Here is a 22,541-nt window from a genome sequence, read left to right as displayed (position 1 = left end):
TTTCTCCTTAAAGTGCTAAAGCGGCTGTTAAAATAGCTGACTTGTAGACGTCCTCTTCGTTACAACCACGTGATAAGTCAGAAATTGGCTTAGCAAGTCCTTGCAAGATAGGTCCGATAGCTTCAAAGCCACCAAATCTTTGAGCAATCTTGTAGCCAATATTAGCTGATTGTAGTTCTGGGAAAACAAAGACATTAGCGTGACCAGCAACTTTTGAACCGGGAGCCTTTTGGGCACCAACACTTGGGACAAAAGCGGCATCAAATTGTAACTCACCATCTAATGGCAAGTCTGGAGCTAATTTGTGGGCAATTTCTGTTGCTTCAGCTACTTTAGTAACGTCATCACTTTTGGCACTACCTTTGGTTGAAAAACTAAGCATAGCAACTTTAGGGTCAATATCAAACAATTTAGCATCGTGAGCTGTTTGAACGGCAATTTCAGCTAATTCTTGAGCATTAGGGTTGATGTTGATAGCACAATCAGCAAACATGTAACGTTCGTCACCCTTTTGCATGATAAATGAACCACTAATCCTTGAGTTACCTGGAGCAGTCTTAACGATTTGTAGTGCCGGACGAACTGTATCACCAGTTGAGTGGATTGCACCAGAAACCATTCCGTCAGCTTTATCCATATAAACGAGCATTGTTCCGAAGTAATTGTTGTCTAATAACATTGTTTCAGCTTGTTCTTTAGTATTCTTACCCTTGCGACGTTCCACGAATTTTTCAACCATTGTTTCAAAATCAGCGTATTTCTTAGGATCAATGATTTCAACACCAGTGATATCAAATGATTTTTCAGCAGCAATCTTTTCAATTTCAGCTTGATTACCAATTAAAATAGGTTTCAAAATATTTTCTTTAACTAATCGAGTTGCGGCACCTAGAATTCTAGGTTCTTCACCTTCTGGGAAAACAATTGTTAAATTCTTTCCGTCAATTTTACTCTTTAGGCTGTCAAATAAATCCATTACTTTTCCTCCGTTTCATCGGCACTTTCAGGTAATTGCCAATTAATTTCTTCTTCATTATAGTTTAAAAGAGCTTGATTTGCTTTAGAAAATGGCTTGGAACCAAAGAAGCCATAGCGAGCAGCAAATGGACTGGGGTGTGTTGATGAGATAACAGTGTTCTTAGTTTCATCAATCAAAGGAATTTTGCTCTTAGCCGCATTGCCCCATAATAGGAAGACAACTCCACCACGCTCTGATAAAGCATGAATCGCATAGTCAGTTAGTTCTTCCCAGCCTTGACCCTTGTGAGAGTTAGCCTGTCCACGTCTAACCGTTAAAACCGAGTTCAACAATAGAACACCTTGTTTAGCCCAAGACTTCAAATAACCGTGATTAACTGGAGTACAACCAAGGTCATCTTGCAACTCTTTGTAAATATTGCGCAATGATGGTGGAATCGTTATTCCCGGTGCGACCGCAAAACTGCAACCGATAGCTTGATTTGGTTCATGATATGGATCTTGTCCTAAAATAACAACCTTAGTTTCTGAAAAAGGTGTCCAGTCAAAGGCTTGATAAATTTTATGCATTTCCGGATAAATAGTCTGTGTATTGTACTCGTTTACAAGAAATTCGCGCAATTTCTCATAATACGGTTTGTCAAATTCACTATTTAAAACTTCTTGCCAATCATTTTTTATTAAGTTTTTCAAATTTACACCTACCTGTTTTGATATAAAACTACGTAAAATATGGTAACATTCACTTATAGCATAACGCATTCGGAGGAAACTTTATGATTAAATTAATCGCATCCGATATGGATGGTACATTACTAAATGAGAAGATGGAGGTGTCCAGCCGTAATATCCAAGCAATCAAAGACGCTGAAAAGAATGGCATCGAATTTCTAATTGCGACTGGACGTGGATTGAGTGAAGCCAAACCATTTTTGAAAAATCATGTTCATCCTGGTTTCATCACTTTAAACGGGGCTGAAGTCTTTGACCCCAAGGAAAAACTAATTTCAAGTAATCCTCTTTCTCGAGAGGCACAAAAGAAAGTCGTCGCATTATTCAACAAATATAACGTCTACTTTGAAGTCATTACTGACAAAGGTATCTTTTCAAACGACCGTGAAGCCAGAGTTACCAACCTAGCTAACTTGTTGATGAAGTTGAACCCCGGTACTTCCTTCAAACAGGCCCTCAAGGATACGCAAGAACGTGTCAAAATGATGCCAATGAATTTTGTCGACAATTACGATGATGTTCTTAACAACGATTCATATCAAATCATGAAGTTAATTGGTTTCAATGAGCACGAACATCGTATTTTAGCACCACTAAAGAAAGAAATTACGAAAACAATCAAGGATGCTGTTCCAACATCTTCTTCACCTAACAACGTAGAAGTTAATAGTATCGACGCTCAAAAAGGAATTGCCCTTTTACAATACGCCGATAACAAGAATATTTTACCAGAAGAAATCATGGCTATTGGAGACAATTTAAACGACTACTCAATGATCAAGAGTGCTGGAGTCGGTGTCGCTATGGCCAATGCCATCCCTGCAATCAAAGAAATTGCTCAAATACAAACTGATAGCAATATCAACGATGGCGTTGCCCAAATAATTGAGCAGACCATCGCGGATAATCAGACCCAAGGTTAATTAATGGAACTTTATATTCGAAAAGCAGATTTGGCAGTTGGTAATATTCTTGTCGTTGCAAATCAGAATAAGGAAACAACTTTTATTGCCTCGCGTGATAAAGATAATCCATTTCTGATTAAATTATACAATCGCTTAAATACGTTAATTGGTGAAATAAAACTTAAAAATAATTTTTTGAAAATTTATTCAATCGAGATCAACGGCGAAGAAAAAGCCACTATCAATGCTGTGCCAGTGATCGACCTAAAATATGTTTATCTCAGCCAAGCCAATTGGAACGTCGTCGGTAACCTAGTCGCTTCCAAATATCACGTCACTAAGGCCGGCAAAGAGATTCTCAGAGTGCAGCCGACAATTCTAAGTCAAGGACATCCCGGATTGGAACTTTCATTTGAAAGCTTAGATGACAGTCCGATGGGCACTCTCTTAGCAATCTTTTTGGATAAATATATCAAGTTACCTATATTAGCTCCAAAAGCCGATTTAGATAATTTAGGCATGAAGTCAAAAATGTCTTATTTGAATAATTTTAAGAACAAATATGAATAGTAGTTCCGCCTCCGGTTGTCAGAAAAAATAGTCCTGCTATGGGGACCGGTCCGAGCCAAAGTACGGTCTCGAACCTCGATTTGAAGCCTCGCAAAAACCGCGAGTCTCCAAACTCGTCCCGTGGTGTAATGGCTAAAGCCATAACGCCACCTCCATTGCTGGACTATTTTTCTGACAACCTCCGGCTAGTTGAAACTGTCTAAATCATTTATAAAAAATTTAAAAATCTACATAAAAACCACTATTAAGATATAAAAATCTTAATAGTGGTTTTTTTATTTAATTACATCAACAAAGTTCAGAAACAAAACAATCATAATAAATCTCTGTCATTAATTGCCAATCATTGAGCTTCATCCATTCATTGCCCTTGTGTGCAATTCCTTTTTGACCTGGAAAAGAAGGCCCAAAGGCAACTATATTCGGCATTGCTCTGGCATACGTTACTCCAGTTGTTGTCACTGGCGTTCCATCTAATCCTGTATCTTCCTCATAAATTTTAGAGAAATGTTTAATAAAATCCGATTCTTTATCTCTTACTATTGATGGAAATCTACGATTTATTGTTAACGCCATTGAATCGGTTAACTGCGACTCTAACTGCGCCAATAAAACATGTTCTGATACTGTGATTGGATAGCGCATTGAAATTCCTAATTGAATTTCTTCTTCAGTTAGATTAATTGAATAAAACGAAAGTTGCAGTTCTCCTGATTCAGTATCCTGATAATTTAACCCTAAATTCTTACCATTAGTTTGATTACCTATTTTCTGACTTACCCATCTGAAGAAATTTCCAGTCTGTCCGTTGAGTGACTCACAATGCTCGACTAATTTTGGTAATACATTATCTGCCAAATCCGGTGCATTGCTTGGCGACTTACTACCTTTAAAGCTTGTTTTAATACCATCCACTGTAATCGACGCTTGATCTGGCAAAAAGCTGTGGTTGAATTCTCCATCCAGTTCATCAATTTGCTTTAATGAATCATCAGTAATCATTTTATTAATCGTTAAATCAACTAGACCACGTTCACCATACACAATCGGAAATTTACAGTCGGGAGTAATTCCGGCGTACGGAGGCTTTTCAACTTTCAAATACTTGGGAATATCTCTACTACCGCTCTCTTCATCAGTCCCAAACATTATTCTGATTCTTTTTTTAAGAACAATATTTTGTTTCTTAATTAAATAAAGGGCAAAAAGTGTCGACATTATTGGCCCTTTATTATCTAAAACTCCTCGTCCATACATGTATCCTTCTTCAAAAGTCACATCGAATGGATCATATCGCCAATCGTTGACCACATCTACAACATCCAAATGTCCCAAAACTCCAAAACACTCACTACATTCTTTATCAGTTGGACCATATTCCGCCCAACCAACACAGTTATCAACCTGACCTGTTCTAAAGCCAAGTCGCTTGGACAATTTCAACATAAATTCCAATGCTCTTTTCGGACCAATTCCAAAAGGAGCCCCATATGTTTCATTTCCACAAACACTTGGTATCGAGACAAGTTGTTGGAGATAATCTAAAAATTCATTTTTAGACGCTGAAAATAATGTATCAAAATCCTTTCTAACGGTCTTCAATTTATTACTCCTTTGATGTTTTTACATACTTATCAACTTTCCTCTGAAATATATTGCTTATCCAATGATTTTACAAAAGGATAATAGATTAACATTCCCAATATTATTTCAACCAGTTGTAGCACTGATCCCAACCAACTACCTGTAGATAACCACCCTGAAATTATTGGTGGCGTTGTCCATGGCAACATGACACCTGTTGTATAAGGAACCCAATTGAGACTGAATACTAAACCAGAGATTATTGTGTTCACCACTGGAACAATCACAAATGGAATTGCGATTCTTAGATTAAATATCACCGGAATACCAAAAACAACTGGTTCATTTATTCCGAAAATACCTGGTACCAAAGCAATTTTTCCCAGATCTTTTAGTCTTTTAGATTTACTGATGAAAACTACGACTATCAAAAGTGAAAGCGTACTGCCCCCACCACCATAAGTCGTAAAAATATCAATAAATTGTTGGGTATAAATATGTGGAATCTTATCCCCAGCTTGAAAAGCGCTCAAATTATCTTGCGTCAAAGAAAACATGATTGGGGACCAAAAACTATTGGTGATAGTCGGTCCATTTATTCCAAATACCCACAAAAATGAAGCTATGAAATTATAAAGTACTACCGAAATCAAAGAATTTCCTAGACTTTTCAGCGGCATTTGGATAAATATAAATATCAAATTATGGACTGACTCAATTCCTGTTAGTCCCAAAACAGTCTTAACAATCACAAAAATTAAAATTACAAAACCAACTGGTAACAGTTCTGTCAATGAATTTGCTACAGCCGGAGGAATTGAATCTGGCAATTTAACAGACCATTTCTTATTAATGCTAAATCTATACAATTCAACACTGATTATTCCAACTAAAACGCCAATGAATATTCCATTTGGTCCAAAATAAGCCGTTGATACATCGGCACCTATCTGATTTGACATTGGAATCAGGATTAGAAAAGATATTAATCCGACCATGCACGGTGTAATGCCTTTCAATCCTCGATTATTTCCATAGGTATTTGCCATCACAGCGCAAACCAATAATCCAACAAAATTGAATACTCCTACAAATGATGAAGAAAGTGTTTCAATCAAGTTGTTTCCCAAAATACTTTGCCAGAAACTTACCCAACCAGGTATTGGAAAATTTCCAATCAATATAAATAAGGAAATAATCATTATCAAAGGTGTTAAGGCCGATAACGCTTCACGCATAGATTTTAAAACTACGTTATTTGTAATTTTAGTGGAAATAGGGATTAAGTTTTTCTCAGCTTGTTCTTGCATATTCCCCACCGTTTCCTAATCTATTGGAGCCTTTATTCTTTTAGAATAAGCATCTAACCACTCTTGAGTAATAGGTTCAATCTTTGTCTGATCATTAGCAGCTGGATGTGCGATAAAGATAGCAGGTTCCCCCGCTTCAGTTCCGACTGCAAATGTAAATTCAACGTTGGTCGCAACACCCCAGTTTCCATTCTTATCTAAAGCCACTAGTGAAAATTCACCAATTTTGCCATAGCGTTCTTTTAGTTTTTTAGTGAATGAATAAACTGCCTTATCACATGCAGCCTGTGGGGTCATTCCAGTACCCATCAAACGTACGATTTCGTAACAAAGACATCCCTTCATGATATCTTCACCTAATCCAGTTGCGGCAGCTCCACCTATTTCACTGTCTACATAAAAGCCATCACCAACAAGTGCGGTATCCCCAGTTCTTCCGGGCTTTTTCATAAATAATCCCGATGTAGAAGTCCCGACAGAAAGTGAACCGGAAGCATCCAAACTAACCATTCCTACAGTATCATGACCGTCATATGGAGAAAGATTCTTCTCAACTATTTCTTTACGACGCTTTTCCCAAATCTTATGTGCTCGTTCTGTCAGCATATTCTTCCGTTCAAAATTATTGAGCGTGGCATATTGAGAGGCACCCGCACCAACTAGAACACTATTGTAATGCTCATGGCTCAAACTTCTAGCTACCGAAATAGGATTCTTTACGTCACTGATTCCCATAACAGCGCCAACTTCAAAAGTATCTCCGTTCATAAATCCAGCATCCATTTCAACTAGACCATTAGCATTTGGCAAGCCACCATATCCAACTGACTTAAAGAAAGGATAGTCTTCTACTTCCTTAATAGCTGTCTCCACTGCATCAGCGCTCTTACCATTTTGACTTAACAGATCCATACCTTTACATAATCCTTCATAGGCCATTCTCCAAGTTCCAATCATTGCATACGTCATACAGAACACATCCCTTTACAAAAAATTATTATAATTAGTTTTTGACTTCAAAGAGGCATCCAATTGGACGCCTCTTTAATTATTTAATTATGATTCCATATCCTTTACGGCTTTTAAATTATCGATTGAATCCATTGGAATTCTTCCCAATCCATCCAAACCGACATTTAGTAAGTAATTGATACCTAGATCATTCAAATGCTTCTTGTACTTGTAAATATCTTCCGGTTTCTTCCAATTTTGATCATGATATGAAAAGCCCCATGAATCGTTCATTGTACCGGCAGTTTCGTATAGTCCATTTGGCGAAGGCTTTAGTCCGTCAACCGCATTGTAATCAACTTTTTCATCGCTTGTTTCCACTTCAGTTGTATCTGGAATTTCATTATCACCTAATGAAACGTAATCATATTCTCCATTACCTAAACGCGAATTAATTAAACAATCTGGTTGAAGTTTTTTAACTGTGTCGTAAATTTTCTTACTTTGTTCTTCAGTTAAAGTCATAGGAACATCAAACCAAGCGGTTGCAATGTCACCGTAGTTAGTCATCAACTCTTCGATTTGAGGCATGATTTTATTTTCAAAGCAGATGTTATAGTCTTTTTCACCAGTAAAGTCCCAACTGTTATCCCAAGTTGTACCGGCAGTTTCAATATCATTTGATAAATACCCACCACCGTTAAAGTCGTGCCAATCAAGATCTTGCGAATAATAAATGCCAAACTTCAATCCAGCTTTTTTACAAGCGTCGGATAATTCCTTAATAATGTCACGATGGAATGGTGTTGAATCAAAAATATTATATTTATCAACTTCTGATTTATACATTGCAAAACCATCATGATGCTTTGTTGTAACAACTAAATATTTCATACCAACATCTTTAGCCAAATTAACAATCTTATCAGCGTCGAAATAAATGGGATTAAAAGCATCGGTCAATTTCTCATATTCAGCATTTGGAATCTGTAGTTTTGATTGAATCCATTCAGCATAATTACTTGATGACTTGCCATCATACTCACCTGCTAGTAATGAATATAATCCCCAATGAATCATCATGCCGTATTTTGCTTCTTTAAACCATTTCATATTTTCATTCATTATTTACATCCTCCAACTAATCTTAGTAATAATTCGTAATTTTATAATGTAAGACGATCTCTTTTAACTGTGTATACATCGTAAAGAGCTAGGGCGATATAGAACAAACCTGAAACTAGAATAATAAACTGTGGAGTTGCATTTCCAAAGACTGATGAAATCAATTGGAACGCATATGGTGCAGTTAAGAAACCAATGTTGATTCCGATAATAATAATTGATGTTGTTAAATTCATTGAATTTTCTGGAGAATAATCAACCATTCTAGCTGTTAAAGCTGGGTTGATAATACCATTACTGAATCCACAGATAAGAATTAAAACAAGCAATACTGGGATTGAAGTTGAAAGTGTTAAGGCAACCATAGCTACGGCTGTAATTGCTTCAAATAAAACAACTGTCCACTTACCAAAGATCTTAGAAATCTTGTCAAAAAGTAATCCTGAGAAAATTGAGCATAGTGTTAAGAAACCAAAGATATAAGTTGCTGTTGCAGCTGTACCAATTTTGTTATCTACCACGTAGTTCGCAAACTTCAATGAAATAGCACTATAGAACATGCACATGAATAAGAATATTGCAGCTAATTTAATAACTTTTAGGTTTGTCGATGGCTTTACATTTGATGTCTTTTCAACAACTTCTGTCTCACCATTTTCATCAGTGATGGCCTCAAAGTTATCCAATTCCTTGGGAACAAAAAACATGATTAAAATAATAGGAATCAATAGGAAGAAAAATACTAAATATGTTGTATTCCAACTAATCTTGATCAAGAAACCCGCAATGAATAACATTATCGAGTCACCGATGGCACCAATAGCATTACGATAGCCTAACAGCTTGTGACACTTCTCTTTAGAAAAAGTATCGGTGATATATGAAACACTCAATGGAGTGAAGATACCACAACCTACCCCGAACATTGCTCGAGATAATAAAATTGTGAAATAATTGGCCCAAAATGCCGGTATTACCCCGGTTATCAGAGCAATGGTCAAACCTAATAGAACTGTATACTTTTTACCAATAACATTACCGATAGCACCACTAATTACTGTACCTAGCAGTACACCACCGGTGGGGATAACAACCAATAACTCAATATTAGAACTTGAAACATTTGAAAAATACTTCTGCATTAATGGAATGGTACCTGATATAGCGTTACTAACTGACATTAAAAACGAAATAGATAAAATACCTAGGGTTATTTTCTTAGATGTTTCTACATTTTTTCTATCCAAACTACTTTGCATTTTTCCCTCTCCTTGTTCATAAAATATATTTTTTTTACGCGTGATGATAGCTGATAACCTATTACAAACATTTCATAGTCCAAAATTGATCAAGTACTTTTACCTTCAACTAATAACGATTAATTAGTCGGAAGAGCTGGGAAATATTTGTGTGCCGTGGTAGTGGTATAAGAATGGGAGATTTATCCCGTTCTTATACCACCGGGCGTGTTTGGAGCCTTGACGGACTGTGTCAAGGCTTCAAAACAACCTAAGATTAGTTCTGAGGGAAGATCAATTTCTTCTCTTAGAACTTTTTTTGTACACTGGAGACAAAGCTAAGATCGTGCATGAACCTCGGGACTTCGAGTCCGTATTAAAAAATGATCTCCGTTATCTTCATTTCTTTAATCAGGTTTTAGGTTGTGGGACTTCGAGTTCGTGTTTAGGAAATGAGATTCGAAATGTTGATACGGATAGCTTTAGAAAGGAAAAATATGTCAGATATAATTGCTTTAGATGTGTCCAAAGGACACAGTTATTGTGTGCATTACAGCGATGGTAACTGCGTGAAAGAATTTGATTTTGAACATAATAAACTAGGTTTCGCCAAACTAAGCGAAACCGTTAAACGTGCTAATAATCCAACTTTTTATTTTGAGGCTACGGGTATATACTCTCGCCCCATAGAAAGATTTTGCAGGGATAATAAGATACCCTATGCTTTGTTAAATCCTCTTGAATTACACCTCAAGACAGAGAATTTGCGTCGTGTTAAAACCGATAATAAAGATGCGCATAAGATAGCTCTTAGCGCCTATGATAATAGTTATCGGTTGATGGCATTTCAAAATCCTAAATATCTAGATCTTAGAGAATGGTGTAGATTTTACGAGAGAGTCGAAGACTCTCGTAAATTCAATAAAGTTGAATTACATAACGAGTTACAACAGACGTTTCCAGAAATGGAACAACTGTTTACTAATAAGACATCTATTCTATCTTTAAATTTGGTTAGTCTTTTTCCGCATCCTGATTTAGTGTCTGGTATTTCTAGGACAAAATTAAAGAATATTTTGATGAGTAAGACCGATAAAAAAATCTCCAGTGATAAAGCACTGGAGTATGCTGAAAAGTTAATAGTCTTTGCTAAGAATAGCTCTCCAGCAGTACGTGTAGATAATGTTCAAGTGCAAGAAGTTAAATATTATGCACGTAAATTAAAAGACCTCACTATTGAAAAAAGAAAACTTAGAAAACAAATGATTCAACTCGGAAAAACATTACCCGAATTTGAAATTATTGCTTCAATGCCAGGCATTGGTGAATTAACAGCTGCCATGTTACTGGGTGAAATCGGAGATTTCGCCAGATTTGATACTTCTAATCAATTGAATGCTTACGTTGGGATTGACCTTATTAGGTACCAATCTGGTCAGTATCTCAGAAAAGATCACATAAATAAACGTGGAAATCCCAAAGCAAGAGAGATTCTATTCCTCACTGTCAGAAATATGATAAAGCAACAAGCAGCTGCACCTAATCACATCGTGGACTATTACTACAAACTAAAAAGGCAACCCGTCCCTAAAAGGGACAAGGTTGCCACAGTGGCTTGCATGAACAAGACACTGAAATGTCTGTTCTCCATGATTAGAAACAAGACTAAATATGCTTATGCATATACGGACTCAAGGTCCATAGAGACACTCTAGTATCTCTATTCCAAATACTAACTCTTACCTTCATAATTTTAAAGTCATAAGTTATGAAGTACTGTTTAGAATACTCTCATTTTCCTGATTCTCACTTGACTAATCGTAGGAACCGAGGTTCGAGACCGCATTTTGGCTCGGGCCGGTCCGCACAGCTTGTGAATATTTTCCAGCTCTGGAGACGGCATATTTAACTCTCACCATGCGTATTTTCTATCTAATTTAATGAATATCCCTTATAAATCCTGCTTTATTAAAAGTCGTCTAGCAACAACCCCCTTCAAGTTATTTAAAACGACTATTTAACTTGGCCGTAATCCTCAAACTTCTTAGCCATTAATTCCATTTCTTCATCAGGAAGAACAACTGGTGTACCAATACTTCTGGCAATGCAATAAATCTTTGCACAATATTCAATTTCCTCAATAACGTTAAAAGCATTGGCAATATTATAAGAACCTGCTAACAATCCATGATTAGCTAGGATCACAGCTTTACGATCTTTCATTGCTTCAAATGAATTATCCGCTAACTCTTTACTGCCATATGTTGCGTATTCTGCAACTCGCACATCTTTACCAGCAACGGCAATCATATAGTGCGATGCAGGCAATGGTGAATGTAAAACTGATAGAACTGTGGCATATGTTGTATGAGCATGAATAATTGCATCCATATCGGTTCGTTCTTGATATTCTTTCAAATGCATCTGCCATTCACTGGAAGGAACTGTGTCACCATCGATAACATTTCCATCAATATCTAAAATCACAATGTCCGATTTTTTTATCTTATTGAAATCTATTCCTGAAGGTGTAATCGCAATTTGACCATTTTTACGATCGTAGATACTTAGGTTTCCACCAGTACCTTTAGTTAACTCAGTTTCAACTAATTTTTTGCCGTACTCAATTAATTGCTCGCGTTCCTTTTCCATTAACATTGTTGTCATTCCTCACTAACTAGTTTTTGTAAAATGGTCCTAATTTTTCACATGCTTCAAAATCGGCAGCCTCTAAATTCTTTGTTCCAAAGCCATCAAACATACTTGGTCGGAAAATCTTTTCACTTGGAACATTATGTAAAACAACTGGGATTCTCAACATGCTTGCCATTGTTATCAAATCTGCACCGATATGTCCTTGAACAAACGCACAGTGATTAGAACCCCAATGATTCATAACATCATAAGTTGTTTCAAATCCTGCCATACCTAAATTTGGTGCAAACCAAGTTGTTGGCCAAGTTCTGTCTGTTCGTTCATCTAAAATTTTGTGAACATCATCATCCAAAACAACCGTGTAACCTTCCGCAATTTGTAAAGATGGCCCAACGCCACGAACCAAGTTCATTCTGATCAATGTTACTGGTAACTCTGCTGCTGTCTTGAAATGCGATGAAAAACCACCGCCACGGAAATACTCATAATTTGCTCGACACCAGTCAGTTTCAGCCAAACAAGCTTCTTGATCCGCTTGGGTCATATTCCAAAATTCTTTCATACTTCTGTTACCTTGTTCATCCCTAGCAGCTGCTGTTCCATCCAACGCTGAAGCGCCCGAATTAATTAAATGTAGAAAACCATTCTTGGCTTTTCCAGTTGGTTTCTTGCCGGTAACTCTCTCGACAGCTTCTGGACTCCAGTAAGTTCTAACGTCTGAGAAAATTGGAGCTTTATTGGTTAAAAGTGTTCCTAAAAGCATCGATACACCGTTTAAAGTGTCATTCTCCGTGGCAAAAGCTGTTACTGGACGGGTACCGTTCCAATCAAAAGTTGAAGCCATAATTGCTTCAGTGAAATCTCCATTTGGCAACCAATCTGTCCACTGACGTTGACCTTGGAATCCACCAGCTATGGCATTATGACCGTGGGATTCTTCTTCCCAGCCAATATCAGCTAATCTTTTATTTCCGAATAAAATATCTCGAATAATAATTGCTTGTTTAGCAATAAACTCCCAATCCTTGTCAGCTGGTACTACTTTTGATTTGGTAATGACTTCTGGAAAATCTTTGCCCTTGTTAATATCTAAGCCTTCACGACAATTGTCTTTGATCCATCTAAGAGCTGTTTCATATTCTTCAGGATCATAGATACCTAAAGTTATCCGACGAAGAATTTCGGTCATATCGACAAATTCAACCGGCATACCGAGATAATCTTTAAAGAAATTACTATCCACCTGTGAACCAGCGATTCCCATTGAAGAAGCACCAATATTCACATATGATTTGCCTTTCATCTGACCAATAGCAATGGCGCCTTTAGCAAAAGTAAGAATTTTCTCTTTGACATCTTCAGGAATAGAATTGTCATCCAAGTCTTGGACATCATGTCCATATATCTTAAATGCTGGATAACCTTTTTGAGCATATCCACTCATGGCAGCTGCCAAGTAAACTGCTCCTGGTCTTTCCGTTCCATTGAATCCCCAGATTGCCTTGATTGTATTAGGTTCCAAATCCATTGTTTCGGTACCATAGCACCAACTTGGCGTAACCGATAATGTTGCAATGATGTTATGTCCCATAAATTCTTCCTGAACAATACCCGCATCACCACGGCCACCAATTGTTCTACTAGCCAAAACACATTGAACTGGCGTACCATCGGCATATCTTAATGTATTTTCAATCAATGCTTTAGCTGCTTCAGCCATATCCATTGTTTTTTCTTCTAAAGATTCTCTAACTCCACCTTGACGACCATCAATCGTTGGTCTGATACCAATCTTTGGATATGAATTCATGAATTTATTCCTCCATCAATTTACTTTTTAAAGGTTCAAATCTTTTTATTTCAACCGAATTAGCAACAATTTTTCGTGCTTCCGAAACATCCTCAATCTCACCCAATGAAATTAATTGCATAAGAACATTTCCTAACGCTGTTGCCTCAGCTGGTCCAGCCAAGACATCCTTTTGGGTTACATTGGCAATTAGCTGACAGAAATAATTAGATTTAGAACCGCCACCTACTACGTGAATATCTTGATATGACTCTCCAGTAGCGTCTTCAATTTCTTTAATAGTTTCGTTATATTTCTTAGCTAAACTTTCATATGCACATTTGAAGAATTCACCTAATTTTTGGGGAATCTTCTGACCACTTTCAGAAGCATATTTACTAATTCGTTCACGCATATCACCAGGTTCATTGAATAAATCATCATCAGTATCAATCAAGCATGTTTCAACAGTAGTGTTCTCAACAATTTTGGTAATCTCTTCATATGAAAGTTCAATTCCATCTTCGTGATAATTGCGTTTCAGTTCCTGAACAATCCACAAACCAGTACAATTCTTCAAAAACTCGGTTGTCTTATTGAACCCACTCTCATTCGTCAAATTATATTCAAGCGCTTTTTTGTTCAATATCGGGTGATCCAACTCGGTTCCAACTAATGACCATGTCCCACAGGATATAAACAAGGATGGTCCAGTTGCAGGAATACTGAGTACAGCACTAGCAGTGTCATGTTGACAGACATTGATAACTTGAATGTCGCCAAAGTTCAAACTTTTTTTAACGTATCCAAGTTGATTACCTTCATCCACAATCTCTGGTAACAACTGTGAATTGAGGTTAAAGTTATTAACTATCGTTCTCGACCATTCCTTTGAATATGGATTAGTCAGTTGTGTCGTTGAAGCAATACTTCTTTCAGCAGCCATCTTACCCGTCAGCATATAGTTAAATAAATCTGATACCATTAAAATTTTTCTAGTTCTGAAATACTGATCTGGATAATATTCACGGATAGATAAAATTTGAAACAAAGTATTAATCTTCATAATCTGATTGCCAGTACTGTCATACAAATCTTGTAGGGTAATAAAATCCGATACTTTGGCAAGAATCTTTTCAGTATCAACTCCCCGATAGTGCATGGGAACACCGATTAAATCTCCATATTCATCAATTAATCCAAAATCAACACCCCAAGTGTCAATTCCTAAACTAGTAATTTTATATTTTTCTAATGAATTTTTTAATCCCTGTTTAATCTGTAAAAACAATTTGTTGATGTCCCAAGATAACTTATCATCGAAAAGAATCGGCACATTCTCAAACCTATACATTTCGTCTAGTCGAATTACACCCTCTTCATACCGTCCAACAATGGCTCTACCAGACGACGCACCAAAGTCCATAGCTAGTACGTTTGTCATGTCCTCCCTCCATTTCACTTGTTTTGAATTTCCATAGAAAATATAACATCATAATGGAACCGGTTACATAGAATGAACGGATAATGAATTTCGTTCAACTTTTACCAGTTATTAGTTCACTATTGTTCAAAAAGTTGTTATTCTGTTTATGGAAAATCTTTACTTTATTTGGGGAGGAGTTTCTTTGGATAGACAGGACCGAATTATGCAAATCACTGAAATCATTCAAAAAAGAAAGAGAGTAAGTACCACTGATTTAGCTCATGAAACATTCTGCAGTATATCAACACTAAGAAGAGATTTAATTTATTTGGAGAAGCAAGGATTAATTAGACGAGAGCGTGGTGAAGTCATCTTAAATACATTCAGCACCGTTGAACAAAATATTATTTTGCGTGAGAAACAACATATACAAGAAAAAAAATCCCTGGCAAAAATTGCTAGAGATTTCATTGGACCGGGAATGTGTATTTACTTAGACTCCAGTTCAACTGTTTTCCAATTATGCGAATTAATCAATAATATCGATAATCTGATTGTCGTTACCAATGGTCTAAACGTCGCTAATGCACTCGCAATCAACGGCAACAGTACTTTAAGAACCTTTATTACTAGCGGTGAAATACAACACAATTCTTCCTCAGTATTAAATAGCGAGTTTGAAAACCCAATCATCAATCATTTTAATATTGATATAGCTTTTTGCTCCGCTAGTGGCATTGATCAAAATAGCGTCTATGAATCTAATATGAACCAAGCATTCTCAAAGAAAAGTATCATGGACAAATCACAGGAAACAATCCTATTAATTGATAAATCCAAGTTTTTCAAGAAAAGTTTTTTTAAGATGAACACCTTAACACAATATAAAGTCATTATTTCGGATGCCTTACCTGCCGATCCAATCTCACAGGTAGTGAAAGAAAATAACATTGAGTGGATTTCATCTGACTATGTTAAAATTTAAACCGCTTCCGCTTAAAACAAATAGCTCCAGCAATCCAAAATCGGATTGCTGGAGCTATTTGTTTTAATACTCGAAAGCTGACCATATTTTGTCACACTCTCGCTGTTATACCAAAACATTTTCTTTAATTTTATACTCAAATGCCTCATTAGCTTTCAACGAAATCATCTGATCCACAACCTTAACCGTACAATCATGATCAGCTGTAATCGACAACTCCTGACCACGGAAATCAAAGTGATATTGAACTCCACGATAAGTTTGCGTAAACGATAATTTCGACCAAGTTGTTGGCAATTGTGGATTAACGTTCAATTGATCATCCTCAAAACGAACGCCAGCAAAGTCACGCATGATAACCGTCAAATCGGCTCCCATTACTCCGGTATGAATACCTTCAGCCGTGGTACCGCCTTGAATATCATCATAATCTGATTTAACTGCAACTTTGAGTTTCTTCCAAGCTGCATCAGCATCCCCTAACGCTGCATCAACACTGGCATAAACTGGACGGGAAACGGTTGAACCGTGAACTGTTCTGGATAGATAGTAATCGCGGTTTTGCAAAAGCCATTCTTTTGGCAACTTATTACCCAACTTTTCAATCACTGAAGCCATGACCTTAGGTCCCAAGTTATAAATCATCATCAAAGTATCGGCTTGTTTATCAGCTTGATAGTCGTTCGATGACTTGCCTTCTGACTTCAAAATTCGATCGATTCGATGAATGTCGCCATACTTCTTTGCATAAGCTGGCAAATCCAATTCTTTCAATTCAAAATAGTGATTATACTGTTCGATAACGCCGTCTCTTGTCACATTAACTGCCAAGTTTTGACTGACTTCTTGAGCTTTTGCCAACAAATCACTGTCGAAATCTGACTCCTGACAAGCTTTTTCGAAAGCCTCGGGAACAACATCTTTCAAATCTAATAGCCATGATAACGACCAAGCCAACATCAAATTGGTATAGGCGTTATCTGACAATCCACCAGTCTTCGTATTAGGATAAGCTTCGTGAAATTCATCCGGTCCCATTACGCCTGACAAGTGATATTTATTACCGTCATACTCAACTTTATTCAACCAGAATTTGCTTGTTTGTAGTAGTAAATCTAAGCCACCATTGACTAACAAATCATTCTTACCAGTAATTTGAGTGTAGCTCCAAAGATCGTAAACAATTGCTAGAGAAACGTGACGTTGCAATCTCGAATTGTCAGGATACCATGAATTTGTCATTGGGTTAAGGTGAATAAATTGTGCCTGTTCATCCCCGATACCAGCTGATTGCCAAGGATACATAGCTCCATGTTCCAACTGTAAATGAGCATTTTCCATAGCAGCTTTCAGACGGTCGATTCGATATTGAATAATCGCCTTAGCAGCCAAAGGTTCATTAGCTGAATAGTAAGGAACCATGAATAATTCATCCCAGAAAATGTGCCCACGATAGCCTTCACCTGTTAGACCACGAGATCCAACTGAGGCATCGAAATGGGGATTGGATAGCTCTGAAGCAGCTTGATGAAGTTGGAAAATATGCAAACGAATTAACTTTTGAATATCTTTATCATCAGTTGTTAGTTTAATATCTGACTTCTGCCAAAACTCTTGCCAATGGTCCAAATTAATCTGATAAATATTCTCAAAACTGCCCTGCTTGAGCGATTCTTCAACAATATTCAAAACATCAGCTGTTTCATGACTGGTAGCAACAGCCATAACTCGATCAACCACGAGCGGCTCATCCTTTTGCAAATGAACTGTCGCCGAATCAATGACTGAATCATCCGTATAAGTTGTCGCAAAATCAGTCATATCGCTAGTTGTCTTAGCTCCAAGCACAAAGTTTATTTCTGACTGTAACGTCTCGCCTTGTAACATGTGATCAGAAGTCTTAGTTACGGCAAACTCCTGACTATTAAAATTACGATAACGAGCAACATTCTTATTCTGAATTTTGCCATCAATCACCAATTCGACTTTTACATCAGCTTCAAAATCCAAACTCAATTCGACTTTTAAGGCAAATTGATGGTAATTTACTGGATCACAGATTTTAGTTGTCTTGAGAAACAACTGACCTTTATCAATTGGGAAAGTCATTTTCTCAACTAAAGTACCGTGTTCCATATCTAATTGTGCCAATCTGTCGCTATAAGGAACCAATAATTGCGTTTGATTGACAGTAACTTTTAATAATTGTGGATTCGGAAAGTTAACCAAATCTTCATTAATGACCTCTCGATCATTAACCTCTGTTTTAGTTTGATTAAAGACACCTGCTACATATAGACCGGGATAATGATCATCGCTATAACGGCTAATTACAGGTGCTCCCCGCCATCCTAGATAACCATTACCTAGAGTGAGGATTGATTCTTGTCCATAAGATTTAACACCAGTTGGCGTATCCCGATAAGTAATTTTCCAATCTTCAGTCATAGTCTGAAAGCTCCTTAGCTATTTATTTGTAGCATCTTTAAAGACGTTCTTCTTTTGAGCAGACTTAACTTTATCCAAGTCAGCATCACTGAAGCCCCAGAAGTATACACAGATAAAGGAGACGATGATTGTAGCAGCACTAGCAATTACGAAAGTCCAAATATTACTTGGGTTTGTCTTTGAGAAGAATGATGGGAATCCAATTAATGAACCTGTGAAACCAAACATATCAACTTTCAATAGTCCAGCGATGAAACCACCGACAGCACCACCGATATTAGCCATCCAGAATACGTGACCATACTTCAAGTTAATACCATACATAGCGGGTTCTGTAACACCAGCATAACCTGATAAAGCACCAGCTAGTGATAAACCTTTGACATCAGCACGTTTTGTTTTAGCCCAAACAGCCAAAGCACCAGTACCTTGAGCAATCATAGTAAAGTTGATCAAAGCGTTTAGAACAGAGTGTCCAGTCATAGCGATATCGTTTGAAACGATAGGAACAACCATCCAGTGAAGTCCAAAGATAACTAGAACTTGATACAAACCACCGATTACTAATCCAGCAATAGCTTCATTTGCCGTAACAAGCATGTTGATTCCGGCAGCTAAACCACTTGAAATCAATGAGATAACTGGTCCCATAATTACTAAAACAGCACTTGCAACGATAAATAGTGTGAATAGTGGTTGTAAAATTGAACGAAGACTTAAAGGTAGAACTTTCTTGAGCCAATTACCAACTGGTCTAGCTAACCAAGCAGCAAAGATAATTGGGAAAATTGAATATGTATACTGTGGGATGTGAATTGGTAGACCGAAGAATTCAGCATTCATTGGAATACCTAAGAAAGTTGCCATCCCTTTTGTTGGTGCAGCCCAGAGAGCCGCAATTGTAGGGTGAACTAGAACACCAGCAATCGCACCAACGACGATTGGATCAGAACGCAACTGTTTAGCTGCAGAGAATCCAACCAAGATAGGTAGGAAGTAAAAGGCGGAATCGCCCATTGCGTTAATAATAATATACGTTGTTGACTTAGTATCAATTAAATTCAAGTTAAATGTGAATAATGTTAAAAATCCCTTTAAAATACCAGAAGCAGCTAGCAAGCCGATAATTGGAATCATTGATCCAGTAATTGTTCCAATTAAAACTTGGAAGGCTTTAGTAATCCAGCCCCAGAGGTTCTTAGGACGTTCTTCTTTTTGCGCAGCAGCACCAGTTTCAGCAACAGCTGATTGTGTAGCCTCTTCATCAGCGAATCCTTCACCCAATTGGGCAATAACTTCGTCATAAACGTCTGTAACAGCAGGTCCAATAACAACTTGATATTGACCTAAACCGGCGTTATACAAAGCTCCAGCTACACCATCAAGTGCAGTAATTTTATCTGTTTGAGCTTTCTTTTCATCTTTTAAATAAAATCTCAAACGAGAAATACAGTGAATAACTTTATTTATATTTTCAGCTCCCCCGACACCAGCAATTATCTCTGATGCTAAAGCTGAATAATCTTTACTCTTTGACATTTTGTTCAGTCCCTCCATATCATTTTGCGGTTGCTTGTCCGATTGATTGATTCTTAGTTACTGGTTCTTCAGCAACATTCAAAGACCCTAAATTAGTTTTTGAATTAGGAATCAAAACCATCACGGTCGGATCAAGTTTATTTGTTATAATTTGATTCCAATCGATATCGACTAACGGTGTCCCCGCCTTGACCTTTTTACCTTGCTTAACAAAAATCGTAAATGGTGCACCTTTCAATGAAACTGTATCAATACCAATGTGAATCAAAAATTCCAGACCATCATCACGTTCAATACCAACTGCATGTCCTTGCGCAACGGTTACTTTTCCGCTGATTGGTGCAAGCAATTCAGAACTACTTAGGTCAGGCTTAATTGCAAAACCATCACCCATCATCCCCTGCGCAAAGACAGGATCTGAGACAGTCTTCAGATTTACGATTGTACCGTCGATTGGTGCAATTAGTTCATCTGTTGATTCATGTTTATTAAATCCAAACATAATTTTTACCCCCTCTGTTGTTGGTATTTTTAATGATGCCTTCGAGCAAATTCAACACTACTGAACTTATCAGCTCGGTGTCGTGATTCGGTATAAGACAATATTCGACTATCCGTTAAATGAGTTTCACTACGGACGACCACCATTGGCATTGATTGGTCAATTTTCAAAAGATCACAATCATCATATTCAGCGTTTTCAACTGTCAAATGTTTGATTGCATAATCAACTGTCAAACCCAACTTACTTTCAAAGTAATTGAACAATGAATCCTCGGCATCCGCTTTGGGAACATCTTTGGCAACGTCTTCGTTGATATAATCATAATCAAGAATCGTTGGAATACCATTAACTACCCGTGCGCGGACAATCAATTGAGAATACATTTCTGGTGATCCAAAACGCAATCGCTCCGGAACTAAAACGTGATTTTGGATTTTCAGTACGCGGTTGACTGAATCCAATCCACTCTCTTTAACAATTTCTTTATAACTTTTAATTGACGAAACTGGGAAAAGATATCTTTTCTTAGCTAAAACTAAACTGCCTTTTCCACGAATCGTCTGAATATATCCTTCATCAGCTAACAACTGCATCGCCTTACGTACCGTTTCCCGGGATACATGGTAACGCATGACCAATTGCTGATTACTGGGAAGGATTTCTCCGGATTGATATTTCTTGGTTTGAATATCACTTAACAAATCATGATATATCGTCAAATACTTCTTCATATGCCCTCCAACAACTCCTAGACTACCACAACCAGAAACCGCTTACACCACTGTTTACGCGGGATTGAGCTAAAAAACTAGACAAGTTGGTCGTCATTAGTACTAGACAACGGCATTAAAACTAGACAAGTTTTTAGTAAACTTTGTTGTGGTATGAATTGGTTAATATTTCAAGCTTAGATTTTAATCGTATTTATTTCAAATATATTTAAAGAATTGTAAAAGATTAGCCATTTCAATATATGTCATGCATTATAAAGGCATTTTATTTAATAAATTTTTCTCATAATTGAAATCTACTTTAAAGCAAAAAACGACAAATATTCAGCTAGAAACTGAATATTTGTCGTTTTTCTGGTTATTTTGTTAAATCATACTGCATATGATCATATAAGTGGCTACCAATATACAATTGGCCAACCTTCTTAAAGCCAGTCTTTGTGTAGACATGTTGAGCTGGCTCATTATTTACATCAACGTTCAAACTCAAAATCTTTTCGCCACGATCACGAATCACGTCAATGAAGTGTTCCATAGTTTTGGTTCCGATTCCCTTGCCTTGGAATTCAGGAGCAACCGCAAATGAATCCAAATACCATTCACCAGGCCAAGCTTCCTTATCACCAAACAAGTTCTTCTCTTTAATGCCATATTTGTGCATAATCTTGACTAATGGTTCGTCAATGCCATCCTCAAGCTCTTCCGGATAGCCGACCATAATGGCTACAACTTTGCCATCAATCTCGTTTACAAGGATATTTCCAAGACCATAACGATAACCAGGTTGGAAGAAACCTTCTTTGATAACCTGTGCCATCTTCTCGTCGCCAACTTCTTTAAAAACATCTAATTCCATCTCATCGAAGATTTGGAACAAAATTGGCAATATCTGATCTGCATCCTCTTCTTTTGCATATCTAAACATCTTTTCACCTCAGTTATATATGATACATGATTTTTAGAATTTCTCAAATTTACTCAAGTTGTCTTGCTTTCATTCTGCAAAAAAAAAGGCAATGATTTTTTAAATCATTACCCTCAGGGGTTTGTAAAATTATTGTCAGTAATAT

General features: G+C 37.0%; 19 protein-coding genes. 4 read left to right on the top strand and 15 right to left on the bottom strand.

The window, feature by feature from the left end; translation table 11 throughout:
• Window positions 1-7 precede the first annotated feature (7 nt).
• Both pta and JP39_RS03090 read right to left on the bottom strand, forming a co-directional pair.
• Window positions 8-976 carry a phosphate acetyltransferase gene (gene pta / locus JP39_RS03095; protein WP_041499354.1) on the bottom strand — a complete coding sequence of 323 codons (969 nt, stop codon included), beginning with the start codon at window positions 974-976 and terminating at the stop codon, window positions 8-10.
• Window positions 976-1,671, bottom strand: coding sequence for a uracil-DNA glycosylase (locus JP39_RS03090; protein WP_041499355.1), 696 nt, complete (start codon window positions 1,669-1,671; stop codon window positions 976-978). The genes pta and JP39_RS03090 overlap by 1 nt, the downstream gene beginning before the upstream one ends.
• 83 nt (window positions 1,672-1,754) lie before the next feature.
• Here JP39_RS03090 and JP39_RS03085 point away from each other — a divergent pair, with 83 nt between their 5' ends.
• Complete coding sequence (locus JP39_RS03085; protein ID WP_041499356.1) at window positions 1,755-2,633, top strand: Cof-type HAD-IIB family hydrolase; 879 nt, start codon at window positions 1,755-1,757, stop codon at window positions 2,631-2,633.
• 3 nt (window positions 2,634-2,636) lie between these two features.
• A complete protein-coding gene (locus tag JP39_RS03080; RefSeq protein WP_041499357.1) occupies window positions 2,637-3,185 on the top strand; it encodes a hypothetical protein in 549 nt (182 codons plus the stop codon).
• 288 nt (window positions 3,186-3,473) lie between these two features.
• Here the strand turns inward: JP39_RS03080 and JP39_RS03075 are convergent, their stop codons facing one another.
• The 5 genes from JP39_RS03075 to JP39_RS03055 form a co-directional block, all read right to left on the bottom strand.
• Window positions 3,474-4,787, bottom strand: coding sequence for a Sapep family Mn(2+)-dependent dipeptidase (locus tag JP39_RS03075; RefSeq protein ID WP_041499358.1), 1,314 nt, complete (start codon window positions 4,785-4,787; stop codon window positions 3,474-3,476).
• A gap of 32 nt (window positions 4,788-4,819) precedes the next feature.
• Complete coding sequence (locus JP39_RS03070; protein ID WP_041499359.1) at window positions 4,820-6,079, bottom strand: PTS sugar transporter subunit IIC; 1,260 nt, start codon at window positions 6,077-6,079, stop codon at window positions 4,820-4,822.
• Window positions 6,080-6,094: 15 nt separating this feature from the next.
• On the bottom strand, window positions 6,095-7,048 hold the full coding sequence (locus JP39_RS03065; RefSeq protein ID WP_041499360.1) for a glycosylasparaginase: 954 nt from the start codon (window positions 7,046-7,048) through the stop codon (window positions 6,095-6,097).
• Window positions 7,049-7,135: 87 nt separating this feature from the next.
• Window positions 7,136-8,155, bottom strand: coding sequence for an alpha-L-fucosidase (locus JP39_RS03060; protein ID WP_041499361.1), 1,020 nt, complete (start codon window positions 8,153-8,155; stop codon window positions 7,136-7,138).
• Between the two features lie 41 nt (window positions 8,156-8,196).
• Complete coding sequence (locus tag JP39_RS03055) at window positions 8,197-9,414, bottom strand: MFS transporter (RefSeq protein WP_041499362.1); 1,218 nt, start codon at window positions 9,412-9,414, stop codon at window positions 8,197-8,199.
• A 476-nt stretch (window positions 9,415-9,890) separates the two neighbouring features.
• Between JP39_RS03055 and JP39_RS03050 the strand changes: the two genes are divergently transcribed.
• The gene (locus JP39_RS03050) at window positions 9,891-11,108 is read left to right on the top strand and encodes an IS110 family RNA-guided transposase (protein ID WP_041501566.1); all 1,218 of its coding nucleotides are present in this window, start codon (window positions 9,891-9,893) and stop codon (window positions 11,106-11,108) included.
• Window positions 11,109-11,406: 298 nt separating this feature from the next.
• Here JP39_RS03050 and JP39_RS03045 read toward each other — a convergent pair whose 3' ends face one another.
• From JP39_RS03045 to JP39_RS03035, 3 genes are read right to left on the bottom strand one after another with little or no spacing between them, the layout of a single operon-like run.
• Entirely contained in the window at window positions 11,407-12,051 is a 645-nt protein-coding gene (locus tag JP39_RS03045) for an L-fuculose-phosphate aldolase (RefSeq protein ID WP_041501676.1), read from the bottom strand.
• Between the two features lie 19 nt (window positions 12,052-12,070).
• The gene (locus tag JP39_RS03040; protein ID WP_041501677.1) at window positions 12,071-13,858 is read right to left on the bottom strand and encodes an L-fucose isomerase; all 1,788 of its coding nucleotides are present in this window, start codon (window positions 13,856-13,858) and stop codon (window positions 12,071-12,073) included.
• A gap of 4 nt (window positions 13,859-13,862) precedes the next feature.
• A complete protein-coding gene (locus tag JP39_RS03035) occupies window positions 13,863-15,281 on the bottom strand; it encodes a rhamnulokinase (RefSeq protein WP_041501678.1) in 1,419 nt (472 codons plus the stop codon).
• Between the two features lie 184 nt (window positions 15,282-15,465).
• On the opposite strand from JP39_RS03035, the gene JP39_RS03030 reads away from it, so the two are divergent.
• Window positions 15,466-16,248, top strand: a complete 783-nt coding sequence (locus JP39_RS03030) for a DeoR/GlpR family DNA-binding transcription regulator (RefSeq protein WP_041501679.1) — start codon at window positions 15,466-15,468, stop codon at window positions 16,246-16,248.
• 105 nt (window positions 16,249-16,353) lie between these two features.
• On the opposite strand, the gene JP39_RS03025 is transcribed toward JP39_RS03030, so the two are convergent.
• From JP39_RS03025 to JP39_RS03005, 5 genes are all read right to left on the bottom strand, one after another.
• Window positions 16,354-18,696: a glycosyl hydrolase family 65 domain-containing protein gene (locus JP39_RS03025; protein ID WP_041501680.1), complete on the bottom strand. Its 2,343-nt coding sequence runs from the start codon at window positions 18,694-18,696 to the stop codon at window positions 16,354-16,356.
• Window positions 18,697-18,714: 18 nt separating this feature from the next.
• Window positions 18,715-20,235 (bottom strand): PTS transporter subunit EIIC, encoded by a 1,521-nt coding sequence (locus JP39_RS03020; protein WP_041501681.1) that lies wholly within the window; start codon window positions 20,233-20,235, stop codon window positions 18,715-18,717.
• Window positions 20,236-20,254: 19 nt separating this feature from the next.
• Window positions 20,255-20,737 (bottom strand): PTS sugar transporter subunit IIA, encoded by a 483-nt coding sequence (locus JP39_RS03015; protein ID WP_041501682.1) that lies wholly within the window; start codon window positions 20,735-20,737, stop codon window positions 20,255-20,257.
• 29 nt (window positions 20,738-20,766) lie between these two features.
• Window positions 20,767-21,471 (bottom strand): trehalose operon repressor, encoded by a 705-nt coding sequence (gene treR / locus JP39_RS03010; RefSeq protein WP_041501683.1) that lies wholly within the window; start codon window positions 21,469-21,471, stop codon window positions 20,767-20,769.
• 358 nt (window positions 21,472-21,829) lie between these two features.
• Window positions 21,830-22,396 (bottom strand): GNAT family N-acetyltransferase, encoded by a 567-nt coding sequence (locus tag JP39_RS03005; RefSeq protein ID WP_041501684.1) that lies wholly within the window; start codon window positions 22,394-22,396, stop codon window positions 21,830-21,832.
• Window positions 22,397-22,541 lie beyond the last annotated feature (145 nt).

This window comes from Companilactobacillus heilongjiangensis (assembly GCF_000831645.3).
Lineage (GTDB): Bacteria > Bacillota > Bacilli > Lactobacillales > Lactobacillaceae > Companilactobacillus > Companilactobacillus heilongjiangensis.
This window is presented reverse-complemented; position numbering and strand designations above follow the sequence as displayed.

What these genes read in the sequence shown, in the direction of transcription:
- pta (WP_041499354.1), bottom strand. Translation starts at nt 976, where the DNA reads ATGGATTTATTTGACAGCCTAAAGAGTAAAATTGACGGAAAGAATTTA.
- JP39_RS03085 (WP_041499356.1), top strand. Translation starts at nt 1,755, where the DNA reads ATGATTAAATTAATCGCATCCGATATGGATGGTACATTACTAAATGAG.
- JP39_RS03080 (WP_041499357.1), top strand. Translation starts at nt 2,637, where the DNA reads ATGGAACTTTATATTCGAAAAGCAGATTTGGCAGTTGGTAATATTCTT.
- JP39_RS03070 (WP_041499359.1), bottom strand. Translation starts at nt 6,079, where the DNA reads ATGCAAGAACAAGCTGAGAAAAACTTAATCCCTATTTCCACTAAAATT.
- JP39_RS03065 (WP_041499360.1), bottom strand. Translation starts at nt 7,048, where the DNA reads ATGACGTATGCAATGATTGGAACTTGGAGAATGGCCTATGAAGGATTA.
- JP39_RS03060 (WP_041499361.1), bottom strand. Translation starts at nt 8,155, where the DNA reads ATGAATGAAAATATGAAATGGTTTAAAGAAGCAAAATACGGCATGATG.
- JP39_RS03055 (WP_041499362.1), bottom strand. Translation starts at nt 9,414, where the DNA reads ATGCAAAGTAGTTTGGATAGAAAAAATGTAGAAACATCTAAGAAAATA.
- JP39_RS03050 (WP_041501566.1), top strand. Translation starts at nt 9,891, where the DNA reads ATGTCAGATATAATTGCTTTAGATGTGTCCAAAGGACACAGTTATTGT.
- JP39_RS03045 (WP_041501676.1), bottom strand. Translation starts at nt 12,051, where the DNA reads ATGTTAATGGAAAAGGAACGCGAGCAATTAATTGAGTACGGCAAAAAA.
- JP39_RS03040 (WP_041501677.1), bottom strand. Translation starts at nt 13,858, where the DNA reads ATGAATTCATATCCAAAGATTGGTATCAGACCAACGATTGATGGTCGT.
- JP39_RS03035 (WP_041501678.1), bottom strand. Translation starts at nt 15,281, where the DNA reads ATGACAAACGTACTAGCTATGGACTTTGGTGCGTCGTCTGGTAGAGCC.
- JP39_RS03025 (WP_041501680.1), bottom strand. Translation starts at nt 18,696, where the DNA reads ATGACTGAAGATTGGAAAATTACTTATCGGGATACGCCAACTGGTGTT.
- JP39_RS03020 (WP_041501681.1), bottom strand. Translation starts at nt 20,235, where the DNA reads ATGTCAAAGAGTAAAGATTATTCAGCTTTAGCATCAGAGATAATTGCT.
- JP39_RS03015 (WP_041501682.1), bottom strand. Translation starts at nt 20,737, where the DNA reads ATGTTTGGATTTAATAAACATGAATCAACAGATGAACTAATTGCACCA.
- treR (WP_041501683.1), bottom strand. Translation starts at nt 21,471, where the DNA reads ATGAAGAAGTATTTGACGATATATCATGATTTGTTAAGTGATATTCAA.
- JP39_RS03005 (WP_041501684.1), bottom strand. Translation starts at nt 22,396, where the DNA reads ATGTTTAGATATGCAAAAGAAGAGGATGCAGATCAGATATTGCCAATT.